Source organism: Mesorhizobium sp., assembly GCF_965229135.1.
Classification (GTDB): domain Bacteria; phylum Pseudomonadota; class Alphaproteobacteria; order Rhizobiales; family Rhizobiaceae; genus Mesorhizobium.
Window position 1 is genome coordinate 2,452,213 of sequence record NZ_OZ245860.1, and the last position, 24,350, is coordinate 2,476,562.

The window sequence follows — 24,350 nt, forward strand, 5'->3', positions numbered from 1 at the left end:
GGGTTGACGTCAGGAGCCTTGGATCATCCGCAAGTCGGCATGGGCCTCCGCAGTTGACTTTCCGAACATAAACATATTTTTATTGATCGGAAAAGTCGTTTCAAGTCAGCGCCCGAGGTGGTTTCATGAAGTTGTTCATTGCTGGGTTGGACACCGAAACCAACACGTTTTCTCCGATACGCACCGGCCATCACGCCTTTGCCGAGGGCCAGATCGCGCATGGCGACGCCACGACGAAGCCGCTGAATTGCTGCTCCTCGCAGCTCTTCGTCTGGCGCAATGCCGCTCGCGAGCGCGGCTGGAATGTCGTCGAAAGCCTGTGCGCGGTGGCGGAACCCGGCGGCACGACGACGCGCTCGGTCTATGAGGATTTCCGCGGCGAGATCCTTCGCGACCTCAAGGACGCCATGCCGGTCGACGGGGTGCTTCTTGCCCTGCACGGCGCCTGCGTCGCCGAAGGTTACGACGATGTCGAAGGCGATCTTCTGGCCCATGTCCGTGCGCTGGTCGGGCCCGATATCCCGATTGGCGCGGAGCTCGACCTGCACTGCCATCTGACTGATCGCATGGTCGAAAACGCCACGATGATCGCCGCCTATATGGAATATCCCCATACCGACATCGAGGAGCGCGCCGCCCATCTGTTCGAGTTGATGGTCAAGGTGCTGGCGGGAGAGATCCGCCCGGTGATGGCGCTGTTCGATTGCCGCATGATCGGTACCTTCAGGCCTCATCAGCAGCCCCTGCGCGGGCTGGTCGACCGGATGAAGGCGAGCCAGGGCCGCGACGGCATCCTTTCGGTGTCGTTCGGCCACGGCTTTCCGTGGGGCGATGTCGCGGATGTCGGCGCCAAGATGCTGGTCGTTGCCGATCGCGACGCGGGCAAGGCGCATCAAGTCGCCTCCGCCTTCGGCCGCGAGATTTTCGCCCTGCGCGAAGCGTTGGAACCCCATCATCTCAGCATCGACGACGCGCTTGACCGCGCCATGGCGATCGAGGGCGGCCCGGTCGTGCTGGCCGACGTTTCGGACAATGCGGGCGGCGGCGCTCCGGGCGACTCCACCTTTATCATTCGTCGCGTCATCGAACGCGGCATACGCGGCGTCGCCAGTTGCCTGTACTGGGATCCGATCGCGGTGCGGCTGTGCCAGGCCGCCGGCGAAGGCGCGACGTTGCCGCTTCGGATCGGCGGCAAGATCGGGGCGGCATCCGGCGAACCGCTCGACCTCAATGTCACCGTGCGCCGCATCACTTCGGGCGTTACCCAACGCTTTGGCGTGGTGCCGCTGCCGATCGGCGATGCCGCCTGGGTGAGCGCTGATGGCATCGACCTAGTGATCAACAGCGTGCGCACGCAGACCTTTCATCCCGAATGCATGACCGCGCTCGGTCTTGATCCCGCTACCCGCAAGATCGTGATCGTCAAATCGAGCAACCATTTCCGGGCCGGTTTCGAGCCGATCGCCAAGGACATTCTCTACGTTGCCGCGCCTGGGGCGCTGCAGCCCAATTTCCGCGATCTGGCCTACACCAAGCTGCGGCAGCCATACTGGCCAAAGGTCGCTGAACCGTTCGCGGAATTGGCGCTGTAATCAACGCCAGGCTTCAGCTTTCGCGGCGCGTGAACCAGGCCGGTCGACCGTGCCCACGCGCCGATTCACCATCTGTTTTCAGATATCACCCGCCTGGGCGCGGTGACAGCGCACCGAGCGCGGCCATGCAGCATTGCCAGGCGGTGGCGTCGGTGTAGCACCGGCACGGGCGCCCAATTCGACGAGCGTCTGCGGGCGATCACAGCCGGCGGCGGCGAAGGAGCAGCGGTCGCGATAGTAGCAGCCCGTCGGCAGGATCCGGTTGTTGGGAAGCTCGCCGACACGAGTCGCGGCGAGTTCGGGCAGCGGGTGCTTGAGGCTCGGCACCGTCGCCAGCAAGGTCCTGGTGTAGGGATGCGCCGGCGAATCGAGTACCTGCACCGCCGGTCCCGCCTCGACGATCTGGCCGAGATACATCACCGCCACACGGTCGCAGAAGTGGCGCACGAGAGACACGTCATGCGAGATCATCAGATAGGCAAGGCCGAGCTCACGCTGAAGCTTCAGCAGAAGGTTGATGATCTGCGCCTGTACGGACACATCGAGCGCGGATGTCGGCTCGTCCAGGATCAACAGGTCCGGGTCGGTGCTGATCGCGCGCGCAACGGCGATGCGCTGGCGCTGGCCGCCGGAGAATTCATGCGGTCGCCGGTCGAGGTGCTCCGGCCGCAGGCCAACGGAAGCCGCGAGTTCGGCGGCACGCGCCCGCAGTTCCGTCTTCGACATTCCGCCGCGCACGTGCAGCGGTTCGGTGATCAGCCGCCACACCGGCAGGCGCGGATCGAGCGACGATTGCGGATCCTGGAACACGATCTGCATCTGCTGGCGGATTTCACGTTTGCGCTTGCCGCGCGCGTCGTGGAAATCCTGGCCGTCGATCAGCACCTTGCCGGAGCTGCGCTCGACGAGGCCGATGATCGCCTGGACCAGCGTGCTCTTGCCGCATCCGGATTCACCGACGATGCCGAGGCTTTCCCCCGGACGGATCGTCAGGTCCACCTTGTTGACGGCATGGACATGCGAGGTGGCCCGGCCGAACCAGCCGCCGGGAATGGGAAAGTTGACGGTGAGGTCCTCGACACTGAGGAGAGGCGCGGTCGTCATTGCGTGGCCTCGCTCATGATGGCCGATGGTTGAATTGTGCCGCGCCGCCAGCAGGCGACGAGATGACCGGGAGCGGTCGCCACGGACGGAGGCTTGGCCAGGCACTGGTCGTTGGCTTCCGGACAGCGCGGCCGGTAGAAGCAGCCCTGCGGCGGATCAAGCAAATTGGGCACCGTTCCGGGGATGGCTTCCAGCTCCGCTTTCGGCTCCACGCGTTCCGGCAGGCAGCGCAACAGGGCTTGCGTGTAGGGGTGCTGCGGCGCTTCCAGCACCGCCCGCGTCGGGCCGGACTCGACGATGCGGCCGGCATACATGACGTAGAGCCGGTCGCAGAGCTGCGAGACGACTGCGATGTTATGCGAGATGAAGACGACCGAAGTGCCGGTCCGCTTGGCGCGGTCGAGGATCAGGCGCAGGATCACGGCCTGCACCGTCACGTCCAGGGCGGTCGTCGGCTCGTCGGCGATGATCAGGCCGGGGTTGCACGAGAACGCCATGGCGATGAGCACGCGCTGGCGCATCCCGCCTGACAGCTCGAACGGATAGGCCTTCATGATGCGCTCGGGTTCGGCAATCAGCATGTCCTTGAGGATGCCGCGCGCCGTGCGCTCGGCCTTCGCTTCGCTGACCGCCTCGTGGCGCTGGATGACGCCGACCAGTTGCTTGCCGATGCGGATGGTCGGATTGAGCGCGTTCATCGGCTCCTGGAAGATGGTCGAGACCAGCTTGCCCCTGACATCCTGGAGTTCGGTTTCGCCCATCGCGAACGGATCGCGGCCAAACAGGCGGATACTGCCTGATGTGACGCGGTAGCGGCCTTCCGGCAGCAGCCTTGTCGCCGCCATCGTGGTCACCGACTTGCCGCAACCGGACTCGCCGACGAGACCGACGATCTCGGAGTTGCCGATCTCGATCGTCACATCGTCCAGCGCCTTGATCGCGCCTGCATAGGTCGGGAATTCCAGCGACAGGCCTTCGATAGTCAACGCGGCCGGCTTTTTCCCGGCAGGCTTCAGGGTTGCAGATGCCGCCGCCATCACCGTCCCCCCAGCCGTGGATCGAGCATGTCGCGGATGCCGTCGCCCAGCAGGTTGCAGCCCATCGCGGTGATCAGGATGGCAAGGCCGGGAAACGTGCAGTACCACCACTGGTCGAGGATGTAGTTGCGGCCGGTGCTGACCAGCGCACCCCATTCGGATGTCGGCGGCTGCGCGCCCAGCCCGATGAAGCTCAAGGCGGCCGCGATCAGCACGATGCCGCCAAGGTCAAGCGTCGCCTGCACTATGATCGGCGACAGCGCATTGGGCAGGACATGCCAACGCAGGATATAGAGCGGCGAGGCGCCGAAGGTGCGCGCCGCCTTGACGAAGACCCGCTCCCTCAAGGACAGCGTCTGACCGCGCGCCAGCCGCACATAGGCGGGGATGCGCACCAGCGCCACCGCCAACATCGAGTTGACCAGGCTGGGGCCCAGCGCAGCGGCGAGCGCCATGGCCAGGACCAGCGCCGGCAGCGCCATGATGACATCCATCAGCCGCATGATCGCGGTGTCGATGCGGCCGCCCAGTATGGCCGACATGCATCCGATCACCACACCGACGCCGACCGAGATCAGGACGATCATGAACGCGGCGACGCACGAAGCCCGCGAGCCGAAGATGATGCGTGAAAACAGGTCGCGACCGACCTCGTCGGTGCCGAACCAGTGCTGCGCGCTCGGCGGTTGCAGGCGCGCCGACAGCATCAGCTTGTCGGGATTGTAGGGCGCGATCAGGGGAGCCGCGACGATCATGATGATGACCATCACGATGATCGCCGCGCCAACCAGCGTCAGCGGGCTGCGGCGGGACAGGTACCAGAGAAAATGCAGTCGCGATTTCCAGCCGGAAGCGGCGGGAACGGCTTTTACCACGGGAGAGATCACACTCATCATCCGATCTCCCTGATCTGCGGATCGGCGAACATGTAGGCAATGTCGACGACCAGGTTGATGAGGACGTAGCCGATCGAAGCAACCACGGTGAATCCCATGATCGCCGGAAAATCGAGCGTCTGGATCGAGGTGACCACATAGGTGCCCATGCCCGGCCAGGCGAACACGGTCTCGGTCAGCACCGCGCCGTAGAGGAGATCGCCCAGCGCCAGGCCAAGCAAGGTGATTGACGGGATCAGGGCGTTGCGCAGGGCGTGATTGAAGATGATGACCCGGCGGCGCAGGCCGCTGGCGCGCGCGGTCCGGATATAGTCCTCCTGGAGCACATCCAGCATCGATGCGCGGATTTGGCGCGTGATGACGCCGAGATTGGCGAAGGCGAGCACGAAGGAGGGCAAGATGAGATGGCGCACCGAGCTCCAGAAAGCGTCCATGCGGCCCTCAAGCAAGGAATCGACCAGGAAGAAACCGGTGACGCGCGTTGGCAGTGCAATGCCCATGTCGATGCGCCCGCTGCCGGGCAGAATATGCAGCTTGGCGTAGAACAGAAGCACCAGCACCAGCGCGAACCAGAACACCGGCATCGAAATGCCGCACACCGAGATGGTGCGCGCCACCTGGTCGATCGGTCCGTCCTTGTAGATGGCGGAGGCCACGCCGAGCGGAATGCCGATCACGATCGCCAGGATCAGCGAGATGGCGCCGAGTTCCATCGTTGCCGGCAGGAAGGTGGCGATATCGCCGGCAACCGAGCGGCGCGTCCGCAGAGAGGTGCCGAGGTCGCCATGCAGCAGGTTGCTGACATAGATGGTGAACTGGTCCCATACCGGCCGGTCGAGCCCGAGGTCACGCCGCACGCTCATCAGCGTCTCGGCACTCGCCCTGTCGCCAGCGATCATCCGGGCGGGGTCGCCGGGGATCAGGTGGGAAATGATGAAGGTGATGACCGCGACGCCGAAGACGACGAAGAACAGCATCACGAAGCGGGGAATGATAATGCGCATGATCGTCATGTGAGGTCGGTCCTCGCGGCGCTGCGGGCTTTTTTCCTATGGAACATTGCGACAGGGGGCGAGGCGTTGCGCCTCGCCGACCGTCGGACATTTTTCAGCGCTCCCCGAGATACCATGCAGGCCGCTCAGCCAGGCGCTTCCGTCGATCGACCGGAAGGCGTCTGGCGTGACAGCACCGTGCAAGGCAGGCGTGCCGGGAATGTCAGGTTCCACATGTGCGACGAAAGGGAGCGCCACTGGCGCTCCGTCGCGCGCGGTCATTCGGACTTCGACATGGTGGCGAAGTTGTAGACCTGGATCAGCATCGGGTTGTAGACATAACCCTTGACCACCGCGCGGCGCGCGAAGATGTCGTTCTTCTGCATCAGATAGAGATAGGGCGCATCTTGCGTCGAGAGCTTCTGTGCCTCGAGATAGAGCTGCTCGCGCTTGGGCTGGTCGATGATGCTGGCGGCCTCGCGAACAAGACTGGCAACCTTGGGATTGTTGTAGAAGGCGCGGTTGCCCGGGCCGCCCATCCGCTCCGGATCGAACCAGTAGTTCATGAACATGTAGGGGTCGGCGAAATCGGGCGTCCATGCGCCTGGCGCCAGGTCGTAATTGCCGCTCGCCGCCATTTCGCGCTTGGTGGTGTCGGCAACCGACTGAAGGTCGAGCTTGATGCCGATATCGGCCAGATTGGCCTGCAAGGCGAGGCCGACCGGTTCCCAGGCCGTGTCGGCTTGGGAGAATGTGTAGGTGAGGTGGATGTCGGACTTGCCGGCTTCCTTCAACAGCGCCTTGGCCTTTTCGGCGTCGTAGCTGTACTGGAAGCCATTGGGGTCATGCCCCCACATGCCATCCGGAACCGCGCCGCGCATCTGCTCGGCCTGGCCTTGCATGATGCCGTCGACGATGCCCTTGTAATCCACAGCGTAGGAGATCGCCTGGCGCACCCGCACATCGTCGAGCGGCGGCCGCTTGTTGTTCATGTAGATATAGTCGACGTAGAGGCTCGGATTGCTCTCGACAACGATGTTGCTGTCGCTTTTCAACGCGGCGGCCTGGTCTACGGGAACCTGCTCGATGATATCGGCATCGCCGTTGACGAGTTGAAGGCGGCGCGCCGAGATTTCACCGACAACGCGCACCACAATCTGCTTCAGGGCCGGAGTCGGGCCGCTGTAGTGCTCGTTGCGATCGAGCACGACGCTCTGGTTGCGCTCCCAACTGGTGATCTTGTAGGCGCCACTGCCGGCCGTGTGTTCGGCAAGCCAGCCCTTGGCCATGTCGCCATCTTTTTCATGTTCCATCACCTTGGGATTAATGATGGCGGCACCGGAGACGGCCATGGTCGAGAGGAACGGCGCGAACTGCGACGACAGGATGAACTTGACGGTGCTGGGGTCGACGACCTGAACTTCCTTCAGCACGGGGAACGCGTCGGAAGGGCCAGCCTTGAGTTTCATCGCCCGGTCGAAGCTGAACTTGACGGCGGCGGCGTCGACGTCGGTGCCGTCATCGAATTTGTGGCCCTTGGCCAGCTTGAAGGTCCAGACAGTGTTGGTGTCGTCGACCGACCAGCTTTCGGCAAGCTCGGGAACGACTTCGGTGGTGGCGCCCTTGTAAGCAACCAGATGCTCGTAGGCGGCGTAGATGAAAGTATAGCCGCTGTTGCTGATCTCGACGCCAGGGTCCGCGGTCGGCGCGTCCTCCGCGCGGCTGAGAACCAGCACATCCGACGCGGCCCATGCCGCCTGCGTCAGCGATGAGGTGACCAAAAGGGCAAAGCCCAGCTTCTTCCAGTGCGCGAAAACCATCTCTCTACCCTCTGAGGTTCGGCGGACTCGAACGACGCCTGTTTCCGGCAATTTGTCCGCACGATCAGATTAGGCAACGATTTTCCGAAGCGCAACTTATTTTCTTATCGTACGCGCCACTTGCTCTACCCTGGCGCGTGGCGCCAATTTTGAAATGGCGCTTTCCTCGATCGAGGATGAGCCGATCGCATCGATCAGGTCTTTCTCGGTCGTGGAGCAAATGCAGACAAAACGTGCAGGCTTCTCGCTGACGGTGACGTAGGCATGCCCCATGGTCGCGTCGAAATAGACGGAGTCTCCAACCTTCAAGGTTACCGGCTCATAGTGTTCCGTGTGAAGTTGCAGTTCGCCTTCGACCACGTAAGTATATTCTTCGCCAACATGCCTGACGAAAGGCCCGAACTCTTCCATCGTGCGGGCGTGCGCCACGCCGAACATCGGAACGATGGATTTCTTCGAGATGTCGGTGCACAAATAGAGATAGTCGTAGTTCTTGGTCTTGATGGAGCGGCCCTCGCCTGCCCTGCTGATCGTGCGGCGTCCCAAGGGACTGGGGCTCGCTTCCGTGGCGCGGGTCCCGAACAATTCGACAATGTCGACCTTCAAGCCCTCGGCCAACTGAACGATCCGGTCATAGGTCAACGACATCTGGTTGTTTTCGACCTTGGACAACGTCGATATGGCGAGCCCGGTCATCGCACTGACTTGCGACAAGGTCCAGTGATTGCGCGTGCGGATTTCCCGCAGGAAGTCGCCCAGGCTGGCTTTCTGATCCATCATATTCGTCGCTGTATCCCTCATTTCAGGTTGCTAAAGATAGTACACTCTAATTTTTTGCGCGATACGGAAAACAGCTTGATCTATAGGAAAAATAAGTTTCTGATAAGATCAATCGGTATCGGGTGCATGATGTTCGACTTTGTTGTGATCGGCGGCGGCATGGCGGGCGCCTCCGCGGCTTACGAATTGGCCGGCGGGGCAAGCGTCCTTCTCCTGGAGCGTGAGGAGCATTGTGGCTACCACACGACGGGCCGTTCGGCTGCCCTGTTTTCCGAGACCTATGGCAACGCCACCATACGCTCGCTGACGCGGGCCAGTCGCGGCCTCTATGACGCGCCGCCGCCCGGCTTTGCCGAACACCCGCTGCTGACGCCGCGCCATGTGCTTTTCATCGCACGCAGCGACCAGGAAGCAAGCATCGCTGACATGGCCGAGATATTCGCGCAGACGGGGGGAAAACCGTCGCGGGTTCTCGGCGTCGACGCCGTGCGCGAGCGCGTGCCTATACTGCGCGCAGACTATGTGGCGCAGGCCCTGCTCGACGAGACCTCGATGGACATCGACGTCCACGCCTTGCATCAGGGTTATCTGCGCGGTGCGCGCGCCCGGGGCGCCCGCATCGCCGTCTCGGCCGAAGTGCTGGATATCGACAGGGGTCCTTCCGGCTGGCGGGTCACCACGGCCAGCGAGCAATTCGAGGCAAGGATCATCGTCAATGCCGCCGGCGCGTGGGCCGACATGATTGCTGCCATGGCCGGCGTCGCGACAGCCGGACTGATGCCGCTGCGGCGCACCGCCATGATGCTGGACCTGCCCGATGGCGTTGACGCCTCGTCCTGGCCGCATGTGATCGACGTCGATGAGGAATTCTACTTCAAGCCGGACGGCGGTCGCCTTCTCGCCTCGCCGGCGGACGAAACGCCGAGCGTGCCTTGTGATGCGCAGGCCGACGAGTTCGACATCGCCGTCGCCATCGACCGCATCCAGCAAGCGGCCGACTTGCCGGTGCGTTCGATCCCGCGCCGCTGGGCGGGCCTGCGCACATTCGCGGCCGACCGTAGTCCGGTGGTCGGCTTCGACCCACATTGCGAGGACTTCTTCTGGTTGGCGGGACAGGGCGGCTATGGCATCCAGACCGCTCCGGCACTGGCCAAGGTGGTGGTGGCGCTGGCGCACCGCAGGCCCATTGCCGATGCCATCATCGACACCGGCTTCGAGCCCAATGCGGTGTCGCCTGCTCGCGCCGGGATTGGCGGCGCGGCCGATATTGCCGCCGCATAACTCTGATCCGGGGGAGATCATCCAATGGCCTTCAATCTTGACGCGCTGGCGTCGGTCGTCCTCGACGACAGCGTCAAGGGCATTCCGTTCGGCGCCAGGCTCAGGCTCGCCGATGTCGCCGGCCAGGGCTGGAATGTGCTTTCCGGCGACCTGCCGCTGCCGGCGGCCATCATCCGCGCCGACGCTCTCGCGCACAATTCGCGCTGGATGCAGCGCTTCGTGGCAGAGCGCGGCGCGCTGATCGCCCCCCACGTCAAGACCACCATGTGCCCGCAGATCATCGCCCGCCAGATTGCCGATGGGGCCTGGGGCGTGACCGTCGCGACCGTCCAGCAGATGCGGGTCTGTCGCACATTCGGCGCGGAGCGTATCATCCTCGCCAATCAGGCTGTCGGACGGTTGGAACTCGATGCGATTGCCGCCATGCTCAAAGAGAACGATCTCCATTTCATGATGATCGTCGACAGCGCCGCCGGCATCGAGGCGGCAGCGGAAGCTGTCAGGCGCAACCAGCTCGACCGTCCGCTGCAAGTGCTTCTCGAACGCGGCTACCACGGTGGCCGCACCGGCTGCCGAACCAATGATGCAGCCCTTGCCCTTGCCAGGCAGATACGCGGCACCCCGGGGCTCAGCCTTGTCGGGATCGAGGCCTTTGAAGGCCTGATCAAAACCGAAGGCACGTCGCCCGAGGATGCGGTTGGGCTGTTCATGGATGAAATCGCAGCGCTTTTTGGCCTTTGCAAGGCCGAAGGCCTGTTCGAGAGCGACGCGCCGCTGGTCACGGCCGGCGGCTCCTCCTACTACGATATCGTCATCGACGGGCTGGCGAGTTGCGGCGCCCGCGTGGTGACGAGAAGCGGCTGTTATGTCACGCATGATTCCGGGCTCTATCAGAGCGCCCACCAGCGTCTGCAGGCCAAGACCGGCGAAGCGGACGGCCTGCGCCGGGCGCTTGAAATCTGGGCCTATGTGCAGTCTATCCCGGAACCGGGGCTCGCCCTGCTGACCGCTGGCCGGCGCGACTGCGGCACGGATTCGGGGTTTCCGGTGCCGCTGCTCCTGTCGCGAGCGGGCGCCCATCCGCGAGATCTGCCGTCCGGGTGCGAGGTCATCAACCTCAACGATCAGCACGCCTACATGCGTTTCCCCGCCGATCTGCCACTTGCCGTGGGCGACCGTGTCGGGCTCGGCATTTCCCATCCATGCACGACGTTCGACAAGTGGCAGATCATCTACCTTGTGGACAGCGACTACAGGGTGATGGAAGCCATGAAGACCTTCTTCTGAAGCGCCTCGCGGCAATGTCCCCGTTGATTGCTTCCGACTGATTTTGCGAGGAGACCACCGATGAGCAGACTTTCCCCCGCCGCTGTCGAGCTGTTCGAGGACCTGATCCGCGAGCAGGTCGAGGACAAGGCGATCCCCTCCATTTCCTACGGCCTTGTCGACCGCGACGGGCTGATGGCGGCCGGCCATATCCAGCGTCATGACCGCGGCTTCGCGTTTGGCGACGACACCTGCTTCCGGATCGGCTCGATCACCAAGACATTCACCGCCCTGTCTATCATGCAGCTTGCCGAAAAAGGGCTTGTCGATCTCGATGTCGACGTCGGCGAATACCTGCCCGGCTTCAAGCCGATCAACCCGTTTGCCGGACGCGAGGGCGGCCGCCATGGCTCACAGATCAGCCTTCGCAAGCTGCTTAGCCACACCGCGGGCCTGGTGCGCGAGCCCAAGAGCGGCCACTATCTCGACGCGTCGCGGCCGCCGCTCGCCGACACCGTGGCCGAGCTCGCCAGCTCGACGCTGAAACAGGATCCGAGTCTGGGCCAGATGCATTATTCCAATGCCGGCATCGCCGCGGCCGGAAGGGTCATCGAGACGGTGACGGGCAAGAGCTACGCCGAATACGTCACCGAGAACATCCTGAAGCCACTCGGCATGGACCAGACCTCGTCGGGCCTTGCGCCTGGCATCGCCGAACGGCTCGCGCCCGCCGACATGTGGACGCTGGAGGGAGACAGCCCGGCGCCCGTGTTCGACCTTGGCGGCCCGCCAGCCGGCAACATCTATTCCACCATTGCCGACATGGCCCGCTATGCCCAGTGCCTGCTGCGCGGCGGCTTCACACCCGATGGCCGGGCGATCGCATCGCCTGCTTCACTGCGCGAGATGTGGGTGCCAATCGGCAGGCGTCCCTCCGCCGAAAGGGTGGCGAACACCTATGGCCTGTGTTTTGGCGTTGGTGACGTCGATGGCTGGACGTCCGTTGGCCATGGCGGCGCCGTCTATGGCTACGCCTCGCAGATGATCCTGCTGCCCGCCGCCGGCGTCGGCGTGCTGATCTTCTCGACGCTGGATTTCTCCAACCAGATTGGCGCGCGGCTTGGCGTCGAGGGCCTGCGCATCGCGCTGGCAGAGCGCCGCATGGGTGCTCTGCCGTCGCGGCGACAGAGCCTGCCGGCTGTCGGCGCCGACCAGCTTGCGGCGCTGCCCGGCCACTATCGGCACGAAACCTCCGGCGAGGTCGTCGAGGTCAAGGCCAAGGGCGGCAAGCTCTACCTGATGGGCGAAGGCGTGCCGTTGCAGATCCGCCCGATCGCCGGTTTGGATTTCACCATTGACGGGCGCATCTATGGTCGCGATGCCGAATATCCGCACATGAAGCTGTCGTTCTCCACTCCCGACGTGCTGGTGTGGAAGGGGGCGAACTGGTCGCGCATCGAGGCACTGCCCACAGAGACGGCGCCTGCCGACATCGCGCCGCATCTCGGCGAATACGGTCCAGACTTCAACATCACCTACCTGACCTACAGCCATGGCGGGCTGAAATGCCTGATCGAGTATTTCTGTACCCATAGCTGCGAGCCGGTCGAGGCTGGGCGCTATCGCATGCACGGCCTGCTCTATGAAGAAGAGATCCTCGAACTCGACGCCGTAGACGATCACGGCCGGCGCGGCATCCGGGTCGGCCCGATGTTCCTCGAGCGTCGGCCCGCATCCGCAGCCAAGGCAGTCTGACCGGAAGCGAGCACATGGCAACGCCCATCACCATGGAATCGCCATTGAACGCCCGCATGCGCATCAATGGCCGTGACGTCGATTATTTCTGCGGCACCAGCTACTTCTGCCTGCACGGCCATCCCGAGGTGATCGAGGCCGCTTGCAACGCCACGCGGCGGTTCGGCATGGGGTCTGGAACCTTGGCGCGGATGCAGATCCACGAGGACCTGAGGGAGCGACTTCGCGCATGGTTCGACACCGAAGAGGTCGTCATGATGATCTCCGGCTATGCCGGACCGATGACGCTGCTGCAGGGTCTGCGCGACGATTTCGACGTGGTTTTCATGGACGCGGCAACCCACTATAGCAGCCGCGACGCCATCCCGACGCTTGGCAAGCCCGTCCACAGCTTTCGCCATCTCGATGCCGGCAGCCTTGCCGATGCCCTGTCGCGCCATGTCGAGCCAGGGCAGCGTCCCGCTGTCGTCGCCGACGGTGTGTTTCCCTCGACAGGCGCGCTGGCGCCGCTCGAGGACTACCGGAAGGCGATGGCATCCTATGACGGCGCGCTTTTGTGCATTGATGATTCACACGGCGTCGGAGCGATCGGTCCGGGCGGGCGCGGTTCGCTGGATCATGCCGGCATGGAATTGGACGGCAATCATCTTGCAGGCACGCTGAGCAAGGCCTTCGGCGCACTCGGCGGCATCATTCCGTGCGATGCGGCGCTGGCTGAGAAGATAGGCCGCAACGCCATGATCATGCGCGGTGCCTCCACGCCGCCGCCGGGCGCCGCGGCAGCGGCCAATGCCGCCTTGCGCATCCTGGCCACAACGCCACGAATGCGCTCCGACCTGATCCGCAATGTCAGCCACATGCGAAGCGGTTTGCGAAAACTGGGCTTCGATGTCGCCGACACGCCGGTGCCCATCGTGTCGATCCGGGGCGCCGTCGACTTCGACGCGCTTCAGGCCCGGCTCGATGAGCGCGACATCATCGTCAAGGTGACCCAGGCATCCGGCTATTCCGACGCGCCCGACGTGCCGATGATGCGTCTGGCGGTATTTTCCGAGCATTCGCCCGAGCAGATCGACCGGCTGTTGTCGTCGATGGCCGAGCTTCTTTGACATTGAGGGAGGACAGACAATGAAGGTATTCATCAGCGCCGATATCGAAGGCACGGCCGGCATCACCAACTGGGACGAGGCCAAGAAGGGCAATCCCGATTATGCCGAATTCCGCGAATACATGACCGACGAGCTGGTCGCGGCCTGCGAGGGCGCAAAGGCGGCCGGCGCTACGGAAGTGGTGGTCAAGGACGCGCATTCCACGGCGCGCAACCTCATCCTGTCGAAACTGCCAGACTATGTCCGCATCGTGCGCGGCTGGAGCGGCCACCCCGACATGATGATGTTCGGCATCGATGAAAGCTTCGCCGCGGCTCTCTACACCGGCTATCACAACAAGGCGGGGACGGATACCAATCCGCTGGCGCATACCTTGACCGGCACCGTCTCGCGGCTGCTGATCAACGGCGAGGTGGCCTCGGAATATACGCTGAACGCGCTCTGCGCGTCACGCTACCGCGTGCCTTCGGTTTTCCTGAGCGGCGACGCAGGCATGTGCGCGGAAGCGAAGGTGCTGGTGCCAGCCATCGGCACGGTGGCGACCAGCGAAGGATTTGGCCCGGCGACCTCGTCGCTGACGCCTGGAGCCGCCGTCAAGGCTATCCGCAACGGGGTCGAGGCGGCGCTGTCGCGCGACCTTTCAGCCTGCCTGCCCCGGCTCGCCGACAGTTTTGAACTCGTGGTCGAATACACAACGCCCATCGAAGCCTATCGGGCCAGCTGGTATCCGGGCGTAGAGCATGTCGCGGCGCGCACGCTCCGCTTCAAGGCCGCTGATTTCTTCGATATCCAGCGGGCGGTGCGTTTCATCGTCTGAGGGCTGGGATTCTTCCCGGCCGGGATGCGGACAGGCTGACTTGATTTAGTCGGTCCTTATCCAGACGCCCTTGGTATTGAGATATTCATCGAGGGGATCGGCCCACCCGACGTTCGAGCCGAATGCGCCTTTTAGCAATCATCGGGGCATGGCGACCTCGCCGGACGCCACGGTATTCGGTCACAAGCCCTTACAAGGCGGCGCTTATTGCCCTTCGCCGCCCCGGCCATTCTTGCCTATATTATTATTGACCGACCGGTCGGGTTATGCAAGACCTGTTTGAAATGCTCGTCCGCACCAAGCGCGAACGAAATCGGGAGGAAGCCATTGGACCAGTCCGAGACAGTGCTTGTCGCGGTCAGCGACGGCGTCATGACGCTGACGCTGAACCGTCCCAGCAAACTGAATTCGTTCAATGAAGAGATGCATGGGGCGCTTAGGGCCCAGGTCCAGAGAGCCCATGACGACGAGGCGATCCGCGCCGTCCTGCTTACAGGCGCCGGGCGCGCCTTCTGCGCAGGGCAGGATTTGGGGGACCGCGATCCCCGCAATTCGACCGTCGCACCGGATCTCGGCCATACGATCGAGACCTTGTACAATCCGCTGTTGCGGCTGATACGCAGCTTGGAAAAGCCTGTCGTGTGCGCCGTCAACGGTGTAGCGGCCGGGGCCGGAGCCAATATCGCACTGGCCTGCGACATCGTCATCGCGGCGCGCTCGGCAAAATTCATCCAGGCGTTCTCTAAAATTGGCCTGCTGCCAGACTCGGGCGGTACCTGGAGCCTGCCGCGCCTGCTGGGCGAGGCGCGCGCCAAGGGTCTCGCCATGACGGCGCAGCCGCTGCCGGCCGAGACCGCGGCGGAGTGGGGAATGATCTGGAAAGTCGCTGATGATGACAGACTGATGGACGAGGCGCAAACGCTTGCCAGGCAGCTTGCCGCAGGCCCTACGTTCGGCCTTGGCCTGATCAAGCAGGCCATCCAGGCGGCAGCGGTCAACAGTCTGGATCAGCAGTTGGATCTCGAACGTGACCTGCAGCGCATGGCCGGGCGAAGTGCCGACTACGCCGAAGGCGTCGCCGCTTTCCTTGACAAGCGGCCGGCTGAGTTCACGGGCAAATGACGGTCGACCTGAACGATCCGATGGCGGTCGCGAAGGCCTCCGCCGAAGCGATGTGGAAGAACGATCGCGCCTCGCAAAACCTCGGCATGGCACTGGATCACGTGGCGCTCGGCATATGCTATCGATCCTGGACGAGTATCGCCGTCTCGGCCTCGACCCCCGGGGATCGTCGCTGGCCGTGGGTATTTTCGGCGCCGAGCCCTGGACGAACGCCATGAGGCAGGAGATCGAGAAGGATTTAGACATGCACGCGGTCGACATTCTACGATCTTTCCGAGGTGATGGGACCGGGCGTCGCCAATGAGTGCGTCGAGACGAAGGACGGACTGCATGTCTTGGAAGATCATTTCTATCCCGAGATCATCAACCCGGAAACGGGAAACATGCTGCCAGACGGCGAAATGGGCGAACTGGTCTTTACCTCGCTGACGAAGGAAGCCCTTCCGATCATCCGCTACCGCACGCGCGACCTGACACGGCTTATGCCGGGTACGGCGCGCTCGATGCGGCGGATCGAGAAGATCACCGGCCGCTCGGACGACATGATGATCCTGCGAGGCGTCAACGTGTTCCCGACCCAGATCGAGGAACAGATCCTGAAATGCAGGGGCCTTGCGCCGCATTTCCAGATCGAATTGACGCGTTCGAGTAGGATGGACGACATGATGGTGCATGTCGAAGCGATGCCGCACGCAGCCGGCGGAGCCGAGCGCGCGGCGTCCGCGAAGGAACTTGCGCATCACATCAAAAGCGTGGTTGGGATAAGCACCAAGATCGAGGTTGGCGATCCGGATTCCGTCGAGCGGTCCGCTGGCAAGGCAAGACGCATCGTCGACAACAGGCCAAAAGGATAGGCCCAGAAGGACAGGCTATGGCAAGGACGAAGGCTGCAGATTTCGATGAGAAACGCCGCGGCATTCTGGACAGTGCCGCAGCCGTCTTTGCCAAGCTCGGCATGGAGCACGCCTCGATGGCGCAGATCGCCAAGGAGAACAATGTTTCCAAGGCGCTGCTTTACCACTACTACCCGAGCAAGGAACTGCTGATCTTCGACATCGGCCGCACCCACCTCGTGGAGCTTGAGGCGGCTATTCTCGGAGCCGATCAACCGAGCCAGGCGCCGGACAGACGGCTTGCCCTGCTGATCGCCGCGGTTCTCGAAAATTACCGCCACGCGGCCAACCACCAGCAGGTCTTGTTGAACGGAACCGGTTCGCTTTCCGAGGACCAGAAGGCCGAGCTCAATCAGATCGAACGCCGTATCATCCGCGCCTTTTCAGGAATTGTCGAAGAGATCAATCCAGCGCTTGTCGAACGGCGCGCTATGGTGATGCCCGTCACCATGTCGCTCTTCGGCATGCTGAACTGGGTGCACACCTGGTTCAAACCGAGTGGGGCAATGACCCGCAAAGGCTATGCGGACCTCGTCGCCTCGCTCTTCCTGGACGGTGTGAAAGCTATTCGCTAACGGCTCGCCACGCTCGTCTCCAACTCTCGGCCATTCTTCTTATTCACAGCCGTCTGGGTTTCCCGCGCGAGCATCTCGCTGACGCGTGCTTTCACCTGGGCGGCGGCCGCGTCCTTGACCGGGCCATAGCCGCGGATGTCCATCGGCGCCCTGGCGATCTCCACCACTTCAGATGGCCCCTGCCGCGTCACACGTTCCAGCAGCAGCGCCACGATCCCTTCGTACCAGTCGATAAGACCCCGCTCCATCCTGCGCTCGGCGGTGTAGCCGAAGACGTCGAACGGGGTGCCCCGCAGCCGCTTGAGCCGTGCCAACGCACGCAGCGGGGTCTGGACCCATTGGCCGAACTGCCGCTTCAGCGGCCGGCCCCTTGCATCCTTGCCGGCCGCGAGCATAGGCGGCGCGAGGTGATAGTTCACCTTGAAGTCACCTTCGAACTCGCGTTTGAGTTCGGGCAGAAATCCGGTCTGCATGTGCAGCCGCGCGACCTCATATTCGTCCTTGTACGACATCAGCTTGAACAGCGAGCGGGCCACCGCCTCGGTCAACGCAATGGAATTAAAGGGCGCCTCCGCAGCGCGGACGCGCTCGACCGCGTCGCGGTAGCGCCGCGACAAGGCCTCGTCCTGATAGCCGACCAGAAATTCGGCGCGCCGCGCGATCAGCTCATCGACCGACTCCGGGGCAGATGCTTTGTCCTTGTCAAGAAGTTCAGGATCGGCAAAGGCCAGACGCCCCGCCGCGAGCGCCTGCCGGTTCTTCTCGACCGAGACACCGTTGAGCTCAATGGCCCGATCGAGCGCCGCGAGCGAGACCGGCACCAGCCCCTGCTGCCAAGCGAAACCCAGCATGATGACATTGGCGAAAACAGCATCGCCGAAAAGCCTCTCCGCCATGGCGTTGGCATCGAAGGCGCGGACATTTCCGGTTCCGGCGACCTTTTCGATTTCACTCATCCGGCGGCGCGTGGCGAGACCGGCATCGCGTATGCGCACGACGTCACCGGTCGGCATCTCCGCGAGATTGACGACCGCGCGCATGCCGTGACGATAGGCTGCTGATGCCTTGGGCGAGGAAGACACGACAATGTCGCAGCCGATCAGTGCGTCGGCGGCACCATTGTCGATCCGCACCTGGTTGATGGCCGATGGCGTGCCGGCCAAGCGGATGAAGGACAGCACCGGTCCGAACTTCTGCGCGAAACCGGTGAAGTCGAGGACCGAACTGCCCTTGCCCTCGAGGTGGGCGGCCATGGAGACCAGCGCGCCGATGGTGACAACGCCAGTGCCGCCGACCCCGGTGACCAGCAGGTCGAACGGCTTGTCGAGGGACGGCAGGTCCGGCGCGGCGAGCCCGAAGGCGCGGGAGACGAAATCATCTTCCAGAACGGTTTTCTTGCGCCTGACGGCGCCCTCCACGGTCACGAAGCTGGGGCAGAAGCCGTTCAGGCAGGAGAAGTCCTTGTTGCAGTTCGACAGGTTGATCTTGCGCTTGCGGCCGAACGGCGTCTCCTTCGGCTCGACACTCAGGCAATTCGACTCGACGGAGCAATCGCCACAGCCCTCGCATACGAGATCGTTGATGTAGGCGAAGCGCTTTGGGTCCTCCATGGTGCCACGCTTGCGGCGACGACGCTTTTCGGTCGCGCAGGCCTGTTCGTAGATCAGCACCGAGACGCCTTTCACATCGCGCAGTTCACGCTGCACGGCATCAAGTTCGCGGCGGTGATGGATGGTCATGCCGGAAGGCAGACCGGAGGGGGAGAATTTCTCGGGCTGGTCCGATACCAGTGCGATGCGCTCGACCCCTTCGGCGCGTACCTCCTGTGCGATCGCGTGCACGCTGATCGGCCCGTCGACTGGCTGGCCGCCTGTCATCGCCACGGCATCATTGTAGAGGATCTTGTAGGTGATGTTTGCCTTGGCCGCGATCGCCTGGCGGATCGCCATCGACCCTGAATGGTAATAGGTCCCTTCGCCAAGGTTCTGGAAAATATGGCCCTTGCCGGTGAAAAGCGAGGAGGCTGCCCAATTCACGCCCTCGCCGCCCATCTGGATCAGCGAGGTCGTCTCCCGGTCCATCCAGCTCGCCATGAAATGACAGCCGATGCCGGCCAGCGCCTTGGAGCCTTCCGGCACCTTGGTCGACGTGTTGTGCGGGCAGCCCGAACAGAAATAGGGCGTGCGCGTGGCGCCCGGCACCTGGATAAGGCGTTCGGCCTCGGGGACCAGTTTCGCTGCCCGTTCGAGCAGGCGCAGGCTTGGAAACATCATGTCCAGGCGCCTGGCGACGATTGGGACCAGCATTCCCGGCGACAGTTCGCCGATCCACGAGATCAGCCGGTTGCCGTCCTCGTCGCGCTTGCCCACCATCGCGTGCGGCTTGTCGCCGGGATAGTCGTAGAAATACTCCTTCAGCTGGCTCTCGATGATGCCGCGCTTCTCCTCGACGACGAGGATCTCCTTCTTGCCGCGCACGAACTCCAGCGCATCGCGCCGCGCCAGCGGCCAGACCATGCCGACCTTGTAGATGTCGATACCGAGTTTCCGACAGGCCGTTTCGTCAAGGCCGAGCAGCCGCAAGGCCTCCATCAGGTCCAGATGGCCCTTGCCGGTCGTTACAATGCCGAACCCGGCATCGGGGATATCGTAGATGCGACGGTCGATCGGGTTGGCCTCGGCGAAGGCGAAGACCGCCATTTTCTTCGCCTCCATGCGCTCCTCGATCTGCGGTCCCGGCAAATCCGGCCAACGGTAGTGCAGGCCGGTGGCCGGCGCGGTGTAGGCGGGCTGCTGGAACTCGCGCGGCGCCGCGATCTCCACTGACTGGCCGCTTTCGACGGTTTCCGAGATCGCCTTGAAGCCGACCCACATGCCGGAAAAGCGCGACAGTTCGTAGCCATATTCGCCGAAAGCCAGATATTCGCCTACCGACGACGGGTTCAGCGTCGGCATGAACCAGGCCATGAAGGCGACATCGGACTGGTGCGGCATGGACGACGAGACACATCCGTGGTCGTCGCCCGCCACGACGAGGACACCGCCATGCGGCGAGCAGCCATAAGCATTGCCATGCTTCAGCGCATCACCGGCGCGGTCGACGCCCGGGCCCTTGCCGTACCACATCGCGAACACACCCTCGACCTGCTTGTCCGGGTTCGTCTCGACCTGTTGCGAGCCGAGCACGGCGGTCGCAGCGAGATCCTCGTTCACCGCCGGCAGGAACTCGATGTTCGCCTGCTTGACCAGATCCTTGGCGCGCCACAGCTCCATATCGACGCCGCCAAGCGGAGAACCGCGATATCCTGAGACAAAGCCGGCGGTGTTCAGCCCGTTCGCCTTGTCGCGCCGCGCCCGTTCCAGCAGGACGCGAACCAGGGCCTGCGTACCGGTCATGAACACCCGGCCGGAGGTCTTCGTGTAGCGATCGCCGAGCGCGTAGTCGGCGACCGGAGTGAGAGCGACCAATGAAACCTCCCGCATGTCATCGTTGCGGTCGATTCTACCAGCGCCCTGCGAAACAGGCTGCCTTTCTTCAGGATTTACGATATTATCTCGGTTATTCCTACCAGCATCAAAGGCCACCTCGGCAGGATTTACCAAAAATGGCAAAACTCGAACTCAGCGCCCAGGACAGCAAGCTGCTGGCTCTCCTGCAATCCGATGCCCGCATCTCCAATCAGGATCTGGCTGAAAAAGCCGGCATGTCCGCGTCTGCCTGCTGGCGCAGGGTGCGGATGCTGGAAGATGCCGGCGTGATCTCCGGCTACATGGCGCTCGTCGACACCGCAAGGGCAGGGTTTGGCTTCAGCGCCATCGTTCATGTGGCGCTGGTGCGCCACGAGGCCGACCACGTGTCCAATTTCATCGCGCGGGTCGTTCAACAGCCCGAGGTGCTGGAATGTTTCTCGACCACCGGAGAGGCGGACTACCATCTGCGCGTCGTCTGCCGCGACAAGGATGACTACAATGTTTTCCTTGAGCAATTCCTGTTCCGTTTGCCGGGAATTGCCCATGTGCGCACCAATCTGGTGCTGAAGGAAATCAAGCTGCACGGCAAGGTCCCGGCGTAGCGAAAGACCCCCGTTGCTATCGCGGCCAGGTCTTTGCCACCATGGTCAGCACGTCATACTGGGCAACCACCTGGGCCTCCTGATTGGTCACCGTGCAGTCCCAGCGCACTTCGCCATGGTCTTCCGTCTCGCGCGGATTGATCTGCTTGCAGGTCAGAGTGACACCAAGCGTGTCGCCCGGGTTGACGGGCGTCAGAAAGCGGAGCGCGTCGACGCCGTAATTGGCCAGCACTGGCCCCGGTGAGGGATCAACGAACAGGCCGGCGGCGAAGGAGACGATCAGATAGCCATGGGCCACCCGGCCGTCGAAGAACGGATTGGCCCGGGCCGCTTCCTCATCCATGTGGGCATAGAACGTGTCACCGGTGAAGTTGGCGAAATGCTCGATGTCGTCCAGCGTCACGGTGCGTGTGGCGGTGACCAACTGGTCGCCGATCTCAAGCTCGGCGAGCGATTTACGGAACGGATGGACCGTGTCCTTGCGGGCAATGGCACCGGCCATCCAGCGGCCAGTCACTTCTGACAGCAGCCACGGTGCGGCCTGCACCGCGCTGCGCTGCATGTAGTGCTTGACCGAGCGGATGCCGCCAAGTTCCTCGCCGCCGCCCGCCCTGCCCGGTCCGCCATGGACGAGGACGGGAAGCGGCGAGCCATGACCGGTGGATGATTTCGCGCTGACGCGATTGCCGATCATGATGCGCCCGTGCCAGGGCCCCAGCGCGGCCACCGCTTCGCGAGCAAATGAAGCATCATTGGTGAATACCGACGCGACCAGACTGCCCTTGCCACGGCGTGCAAGTTCGGCGGCCTCGTCGATAGTCTCATATGGAAGGATGGTGCTGACCGGGCCGAACGCCTCGACGTCGTGGACTGCCCTGGCACTTCCGGGCCTGTCGCAATAAAGCAGCACCGGATTGAGGAAAGCACCCGCCACCACGTCGCCCGAGATGATGCTAGGCCGGTCGGGATCGCCGGCGGCGATTTCGGCATCCCCTCTCAACTCGGCGATCCGCGCGCGCACCTCGTCGCGCTGGGCCAGGCTGGCCAGCGGCCCCATTTTCACGGCCTCGTCGGCCGGATTGCCGAGCGTCACCTTGGCAAGCCTGTCGCCCAACGCCTTGATCAAGGCTTCGACCGACCCGCGCGGCGCGATGACACGGCGGATGGCCGTGCATTTCTGGCCGGCTTTCGCGGTCATCTCGCGGGCCACCTCCTTGACGAAAAGGTCGAATTCCTCGGTGCCGGCCACCGCATCCGTCCCAAGGATGGCGGCATTCAGGCTATCGGCCTCCATGGTGAAGCGAACCGAATTCCCGACAATCGCGGGATGCGTGCGCAGCTTGCGGCCCGTCGTCGCCGAGCCCGTAAAGGTGACGACATCCTGGCAGTCGACATGATCGAGCAGGTCGCCAACCGATCCGCAGATCAGCTGCAGCGTGCCCTCGGGGAAAATTCCGGTTTCGACAATGCGGCGCACCATCAGCTCGGTGAGGTAGGCGGTCTGGCTGGCTGGTTTGATGATCGCCGGCATCCCGGCAAGAATTGTCGGCGCCAGTTTTTCCAGCATGCCCCAGCAAGGAAAATTGAACGCATTGATATGGACCGCCACGCCTTCCAAAGGCGACATGACATGCTGAGCGGAAAACGTGCCATCGCGCGACAGCTGTTCGACCTCACCGTCGACGAGTACACGGCTGTTCGGCAATTCGCGCCGTCCCCTGGACGCATAGGAAAGCAGCGTGCCGATGCCGCCCTCGATGTCGATCCAGCTGTCGGTGCGGGTTGCGCCGGTGGACGTCGACAAGGCGTAGAACTCGTCCTTGCCCTCCATGAGCTTCTGGCCAAGCGCCTTCAGCATGAGCGCGCGTTCGTGGAAGCTCATCTTGCGCAGCGCCGGCCCGCCTTTCGACCGGCCATGGGCAAGCGATTCCGCAAAATCGATGCCGCTGGCGTCGATCAGCGCGACAGGCTGGCCAGTCGAAGCGTCGAGCAAGGGAACCGCTTGGCCAACACCGCGAACCCATTGCCCGCCGATGTAGCTCTCCAGCTGGCGAACGTCCCTGAGAGGTGCGTTCGGCGAGGTCAGTTTGCCGCCCTGAGCGAGATATTCATCGATGGGCATGGTTTCCGATATGGCTGCTTGAGCTTCACTGGTCATAGCTGACCACCACGGAGTCCGAGATCGGGTAGCACTGGCACGTCAGCACATAGCCGCGCTTGACCTCGTAATCTTCCAGCGCGTGGTTGGTCTCCATCTCGACTTCACCCTCCAGCACCATGGCGCGGCAGGTGGAGCAGACGCCGGCCTTGCAGGCGTAGGGTGCCTCGAGGCTGGCACCGAGTGCCGCCTCGAGGATCGACTGGCCTCGCTTGGGCATGTCGATGATGCGGGTCGTGCCGTCGAGCGTGATTGCCGCCTTGCAGGTCTCGGCCCGGTCATTGCTGCTGACAGTCTTGGCGACATGCCGGGCCCGACGCGGCGCGGAGGCGAACAGCTCGAACTTGATCTGGTCGTCGCGTAGCCCATGCTCCCGCAACGAGGCGGCGATCGCCAGCATCATCGGTTCCGGGCCGCAAATATAGGCGAGATCAACCGCCTTGATGTCTATCCATCCCTTGAAGAGCCTCGAGCACTTCTCGGCGTCGATGCGCCCGGAAAACAGATCGATGTCCTGGGCTTCGCTTTCCAGCACATGGACGATGCTGAAACGGCCAAGATAGATGTTCTTGATGTCCTCCAGCTCTTCGCGGAACATGATCGAATTGATCGACCGGTTGCCGTAGATCAGCGTGAACCGCGACCTTGGCTCGCGTGCCAGGGTCGTCTTGATCAATGAGAGGACCGGCGTGATGCCGCTGCCGCCGGCAAAGCCAAGGTAGCTGCGTCCACGCTCCGGCTCCAGCGGCACATGGAACGCACCCATGGGCGGCATCGCCTCCAGCAGATCACCTGGCCTCAGTTCGTCGTTGGCCCAGGTCGAGAAGGCTCCGCCTTCCACCTTCTTGATGCCGACCTTCAGCAGGCCTTCGTCCCTGCCGGCGCAGATCGAGTAGGAACGGCGCAACTCCTCCCCCTCGAAGATACGGCGGAATGTCAGATATTGTCCCTGCGTGAAATCGAAGGCGACGCGGTCCTCGTCCCGAGGGCTCAGTGTCACCACCACCGCATCGCGCGTTTCGCGACGGACATCCGCGACTTCAAGGTGGAAAAAACGAGCCATCAAGCGTTCCTCAACGGG

19 protein-coding genes and 1 pseudogene are annotated in these 24,350 nt (G+C 63.3%); 11 read left to right on the plus strand and 9 right to left on the minus strand.

Annotation, left to right across the window (positions count from 1 at the left end):
* Positions 1–125 precede the first annotated feature (125 nt).
* Positions 126–1,592: a M81 family metallopeptidase gene (locus tag ACO07C_RS11810; RefSeq protein ID WP_421914346.1), complete on the plus strand. Its 1,467-nt coding sequence runs from the start codon at positions 126–128 to the stop codon at positions 1,590–1,592.
* Positions 1,593–1,670: 78 nt separating this feature from the next.
* Here ACO07C_RS11810 and ACO07C_RS11815 read toward each other — a convergent pair whose 3' ends face one another.
* From ACO07C_RS11815 to ACO07C_RS11840, 6 genes are all read right to left on the minus strand, one after another.
* On the minus strand, positions 1,671–2,696 hold the full coding sequence (locus tag ACO07C_RS11815; RefSeq protein ID WP_421914347.1) for an ABC transporter ATP-binding protein: 1,026 nt from the start codon (positions 2,694–2,696) through the stop codon (positions 1,671–1,673).
* Positions 2,693–3,733 (minus strand): ABC transporter ATP-binding protein, encoded by a 1,041-nt coding sequence (locus ACO07C_RS11820; protein WP_421914348.1) that lies wholly within the window; start codon positions 3,731–3,733, stop codon positions 2,693–2,695. The genes ACO07C_RS11815 and ACO07C_RS11820 overlap by 4 nt, the downstream gene beginning before the upstream one ends.
* Entirely contained in the window at positions 3,733–4,626 is an 894-nt protein-coding gene (gene ddpC, locus ACO07C_RS11825) for a D,D-dipeptide ABC transporter permease (RefSeq protein WP_421914349.1), read from the minus strand. The genes ACO07C_RS11820 and ddpC overlap by 1 nt, the downstream gene beginning before the upstream one ends.
* Positions 4,626–5,642: an ABC transporter permease gene (locus ACO07C_RS11830; RefSeq protein WP_421914350.1), complete on the minus strand. Its 1,017-nt coding sequence runs from the start codon at positions 5,640–5,642 to the stop codon at positions 4,626–4,628. Before ACO07C_RS11830 ends, ddpC begins: the two co-directional genes overlap by 1 nt.
* A gap of 257 nt (positions 5,643–5,899) precedes the next feature.
* Complete coding sequence (locus ACO07C_RS11835; RefSeq protein WP_421914351.1) at positions 5,900–7,441, minus strand: ABC transporter substrate-binding protein; 1,542 nt, start codon at positions 7,439–7,441, stop codon at positions 5,900–5,902.
* A gap of 96 nt (positions 7,442–7,537) precedes the next feature.
* Entirely contained in the window at positions 7,538–8,221 is a 684-nt protein-coding gene (locus ACO07C_RS11840; protein ID WP_421914352.1) for a helix-turn-helix domain-containing protein, read from the minus strand.
* A gap of 129 nt (positions 8,222–8,350) precedes the next feature.
* Between ACO07C_RS11840 and ACO07C_RS11845 the strand changes: the two genes are divergently transcribed.
* From ACO07C_RS11845 to ACO07C_RS11885, 9 genes and pseudogenes are all read left to right on the plus strand, one after another.
* Positions 8,351–9,502: an NAD(P)/FAD-dependent oxidoreductase gene (locus ACO07C_RS11845; RefSeq protein WP_421914353.1), complete on the plus strand. Its 1,152-nt coding sequence runs from the start codon at positions 8,351–8,353 to the stop codon at positions 9,500–9,502.
* A 24-nt stretch (positions 9,503–9,526) separates the two neighbouring features.
* Positions 9,527–10,789, plus strand: a complete 1,263-nt coding sequence (locus ACO07C_RS11850) for an amino acid deaminase (protein ID WP_421914354.1) — start codon at positions 9,527–9,529, stop codon at positions 10,787–10,789.
* 60 nt (positions 10,790–10,849) lie between these two features.
* Complete coding sequence (locus ACO07C_RS11855) at positions 10,850–12,523, plus strand: serine hydrolase domain-containing protein (RefSeq protein ID WP_421914355.1); 1,674 nt, start codon at positions 10,850–10,852, stop codon at positions 12,521–12,523.
* A 14-nt stretch (positions 12,524–12,537) separates the two neighbouring features.
* The gene (locus tag ACO07C_RS11860; RefSeq protein ID WP_421914356.1) at positions 12,538–13,632 is read left to right on the plus strand and encodes an aminotransferase class I/II-fold pyridoxal phosphate-dependent enzyme; all 1,095 of its coding nucleotides are present in this window, start codon (positions 12,538–12,540) and stop codon (positions 13,630–13,632) included.
* Between the two features lie 19 nt (positions 13,633–13,651).
* Entirely contained in the window at positions 13,652–14,449 is a 798-nt protein-coding gene (locus tag ACO07C_RS11865; protein WP_421914357.1) for a M55 family metallopeptidase, read from the plus strand.
* A gap of 327 nt (positions 14,450–14,776) precedes the next feature.
* Complete coding sequence (gene paaG, locus ACO07C_RS11870) at positions 14,777–15,571, plus strand: 2-(1,2-epoxy-1,2-dihydrophenyl)acetyl-CoA isomerase PaaG (RefSeq protein ID WP_421917505.1); 795 nt, start codon at positions 14,777–14,779, stop codon at positions 15,569–15,571.
* On the plus strand, positions 15,568–15,789 hold the full coding sequence (locus ACO07C_RS11875; RefSeq protein ID WP_421917622.1) for a hypothetical protein: 222 nt from the start codon (positions 15,568–15,570) through the stop codon (positions 15,787–15,789). Before paaG ends, ACO07C_RS11875 begins: the two co-directional genes overlap by 4 nt.
* A pseudogene (locus ACO07C_RS11880) lies at positions 15,684–16,425 on the plus strand (phenylacetate--CoA ligase); the annotation flags it as partial. The gene ACO07C_RS11875 and the pseudogene ACO07C_RS11880, both read left to right, overlap by 106 nt.
* Before the next feature lie 17 nt (positions 16,426–16,442).
* On the plus strand, positions 16,443–17,039 hold the full coding sequence (locus ACO07C_RS11885; protein WP_421914358.1) for a TetR/AcrR family transcriptional regulator: 597 nt from the start codon (positions 16,443–16,445) through the stop codon (positions 17,037–17,039).
* On the opposite strand, the gene ACO07C_RS11890 is transcribed toward ACO07C_RS11885, so the two are convergent.
* Positions 17,036–20,506: an indolepyruvate ferredoxin oxidoreductase family protein gene (locus ACO07C_RS11890; protein ID WP_421914359.1), complete on the minus strand. Its 3,471-nt coding sequence runs from the start codon at positions 20,504–20,506 to the stop codon at positions 17,036–17,038. The two genes, ACO07C_RS11885 and ACO07C_RS11890, sit on opposite strands and share 4 nt — an antisense overlap.
* 137 nt (positions 20,507–20,643) lie before the next feature.
* Between ACO07C_RS11890 and ACO07C_RS11895 the strand changes: the two genes are divergently transcribed.
* Positions 20,644–21,111, plus strand: a complete 468-nt coding sequence (locus tag ACO07C_RS11895; RefSeq protein ID WP_421914360.1) for an Lrp/AsnC family transcriptional regulator — start codon at positions 20,644–20,646, stop codon at positions 21,109–21,111.
* Positions 21,112–21,127: 16 nt separating this feature from the next.
* Here the strand turns inward: ACO07C_RS11895 and paaZ are convergent, their stop codons facing one another.
* Together paaZ and paaE are read right to left on the minus strand one after the other, a co-directional pair.
* A complete protein-coding gene (paaZ, locus tag ACO07C_RS11900) occupies positions 21,128–23,233 on the minus strand; it encodes a phenylacetic acid degradation bifunctional protein PaaZ (protein WP_421914361.1) in 2,106 nt (701 codons plus the stop codon).
* A 25-nt stretch (positions 23,234–23,258) separates the two neighbouring features.
* On the minus strand, positions 23,259–24,332 hold the full coding sequence (gene paaE, locus ACO07C_RS11905; RefSeq protein WP_421914362.1) for a 1,2-phenylacetyl-CoA epoxidase subunit PaaE: 1,074 nt from the start codon (positions 24,330–24,332) through the stop codon (positions 23,259–23,261).
* Positions 24,333–24,350 lie beyond the last annotated feature (18 nt).

Excerpts from the sequence above, each read along its gene's own strand:
- ACO07C_RS11810 (WP_421914346.1), top strand. The coding sequence starts at position 126 with ATGAAGTTGTTCATTGCTGGGTTGGACACCGAAACCAACACGTTTTCT.
- ACO07C_RS11815 (WP_421914347.1), bottom strand. The coding sequence starts at position 2,696 with ATGACGACCGCGCCTCTCCTCAGTGTCGAGGACCTCACCGTCAACTTT.
- ACO07C_RS11820 (WP_421914348.1), bottom strand. The coding sequence starts at position 3,733 with ATGGCGGCGGCATCTGCAACCCTGAAGCCTGCCGGGAAAAAGCCGGCC.
- ddpC (WP_421914349.1), bottom strand. The coding sequence starts at position 4,626 with ATGAGTGTGATCTCTCCCGTGGTAAAAGCCGTTCCCGCCGCTTCCGGC.
- ACO07C_RS11830 (WP_421914350.1), bottom strand. The coding sequence starts at position 5,642 with ATGACGATCATGCGCATTATCATTCCCCGCTTCGTGATGCTGTTCTTC.
- ACO07C_RS11835 (WP_421914351.1), bottom strand. The coding sequence starts at position 7,441 with ATGGTTTTCGCGCACTGGAAGAAGCTGGGCTTTGCCCTTTTGGTCACC.
- ACO07C_RS11840 (WP_421914352.1), bottom strand. The coding sequence starts at position 8,221 with ATGATGGATCAGAAAGCCAGCCTGGGCGACTTCCTGCGGGAAATCCGC.
- ACO07C_RS11845 (WP_421914353.1), top strand. The coding sequence starts at position 8,351 with ATGTTCGACTTTGTTGTGATCGGCGGCGGCATGGCGGGCGCCTCCGCG.
- ACO07C_RS11850 (WP_421914354.1), top strand. The coding sequence starts at position 9,527 with ATGGCCTTCAATCTTGACGCGCTGGCGTCGGTCGTCCTCGACGACAGC.
- ACO07C_RS11855 (WP_421914355.1), top strand. The coding sequence starts at position 10,850 with ATGAGCAGACTTTCCCCCGCCGCTGTCGAGCTGTTCGAGGACCTGATC.
- ACO07C_RS11860 (WP_421914356.1), top strand. The coding sequence starts at position 12,538 with ATGGCAACGCCCATCACCATGGAATCGCCATTGAACGCCCGCATGCGC.
- ACO07C_RS11865 (WP_421914357.1), top strand. The coding sequence starts at position 13,652 with ATGAAGGTATTCATCAGCGCCGATATCGAAGGCACGGCCGGCATCACC.
- ACO07C_RS11875 (WP_421917622.1), top strand. The coding sequence starts at position 15,568 with ATGACGGTCGACCTGAACGATCCGATGGCGGTCGCGAAGGCCTCCGCC.
- ACO07C_RS11885 (WP_421914358.1), top strand. The coding sequence starts at position 16,443 with ATGGCAAGGACGAAGGCTGCAGATTTCGATGAGAAACGCCGCGGCATT.
- ACO07C_RS11895 (WP_421914360.1), top strand. The coding sequence starts at position 20,644 with ATGGCAAAACTCGAACTCAGCGCCCAGGACAGCAAGCTGCTGGCTCTC.
- paaZ (WP_421914361.1), bottom strand. The coding sequence starts at position 23,233 with ATGCCCATCGATGAATATCTCGCTCAGGGCGGCAAACTGACCTCGCCG.
- paaE (WP_421914362.1), bottom strand. The coding sequence starts at position 24,332 with ATGGCTCGTTTTTTCCACCTTGAAGTCGCGGATGTCCGTCGCGAAACG.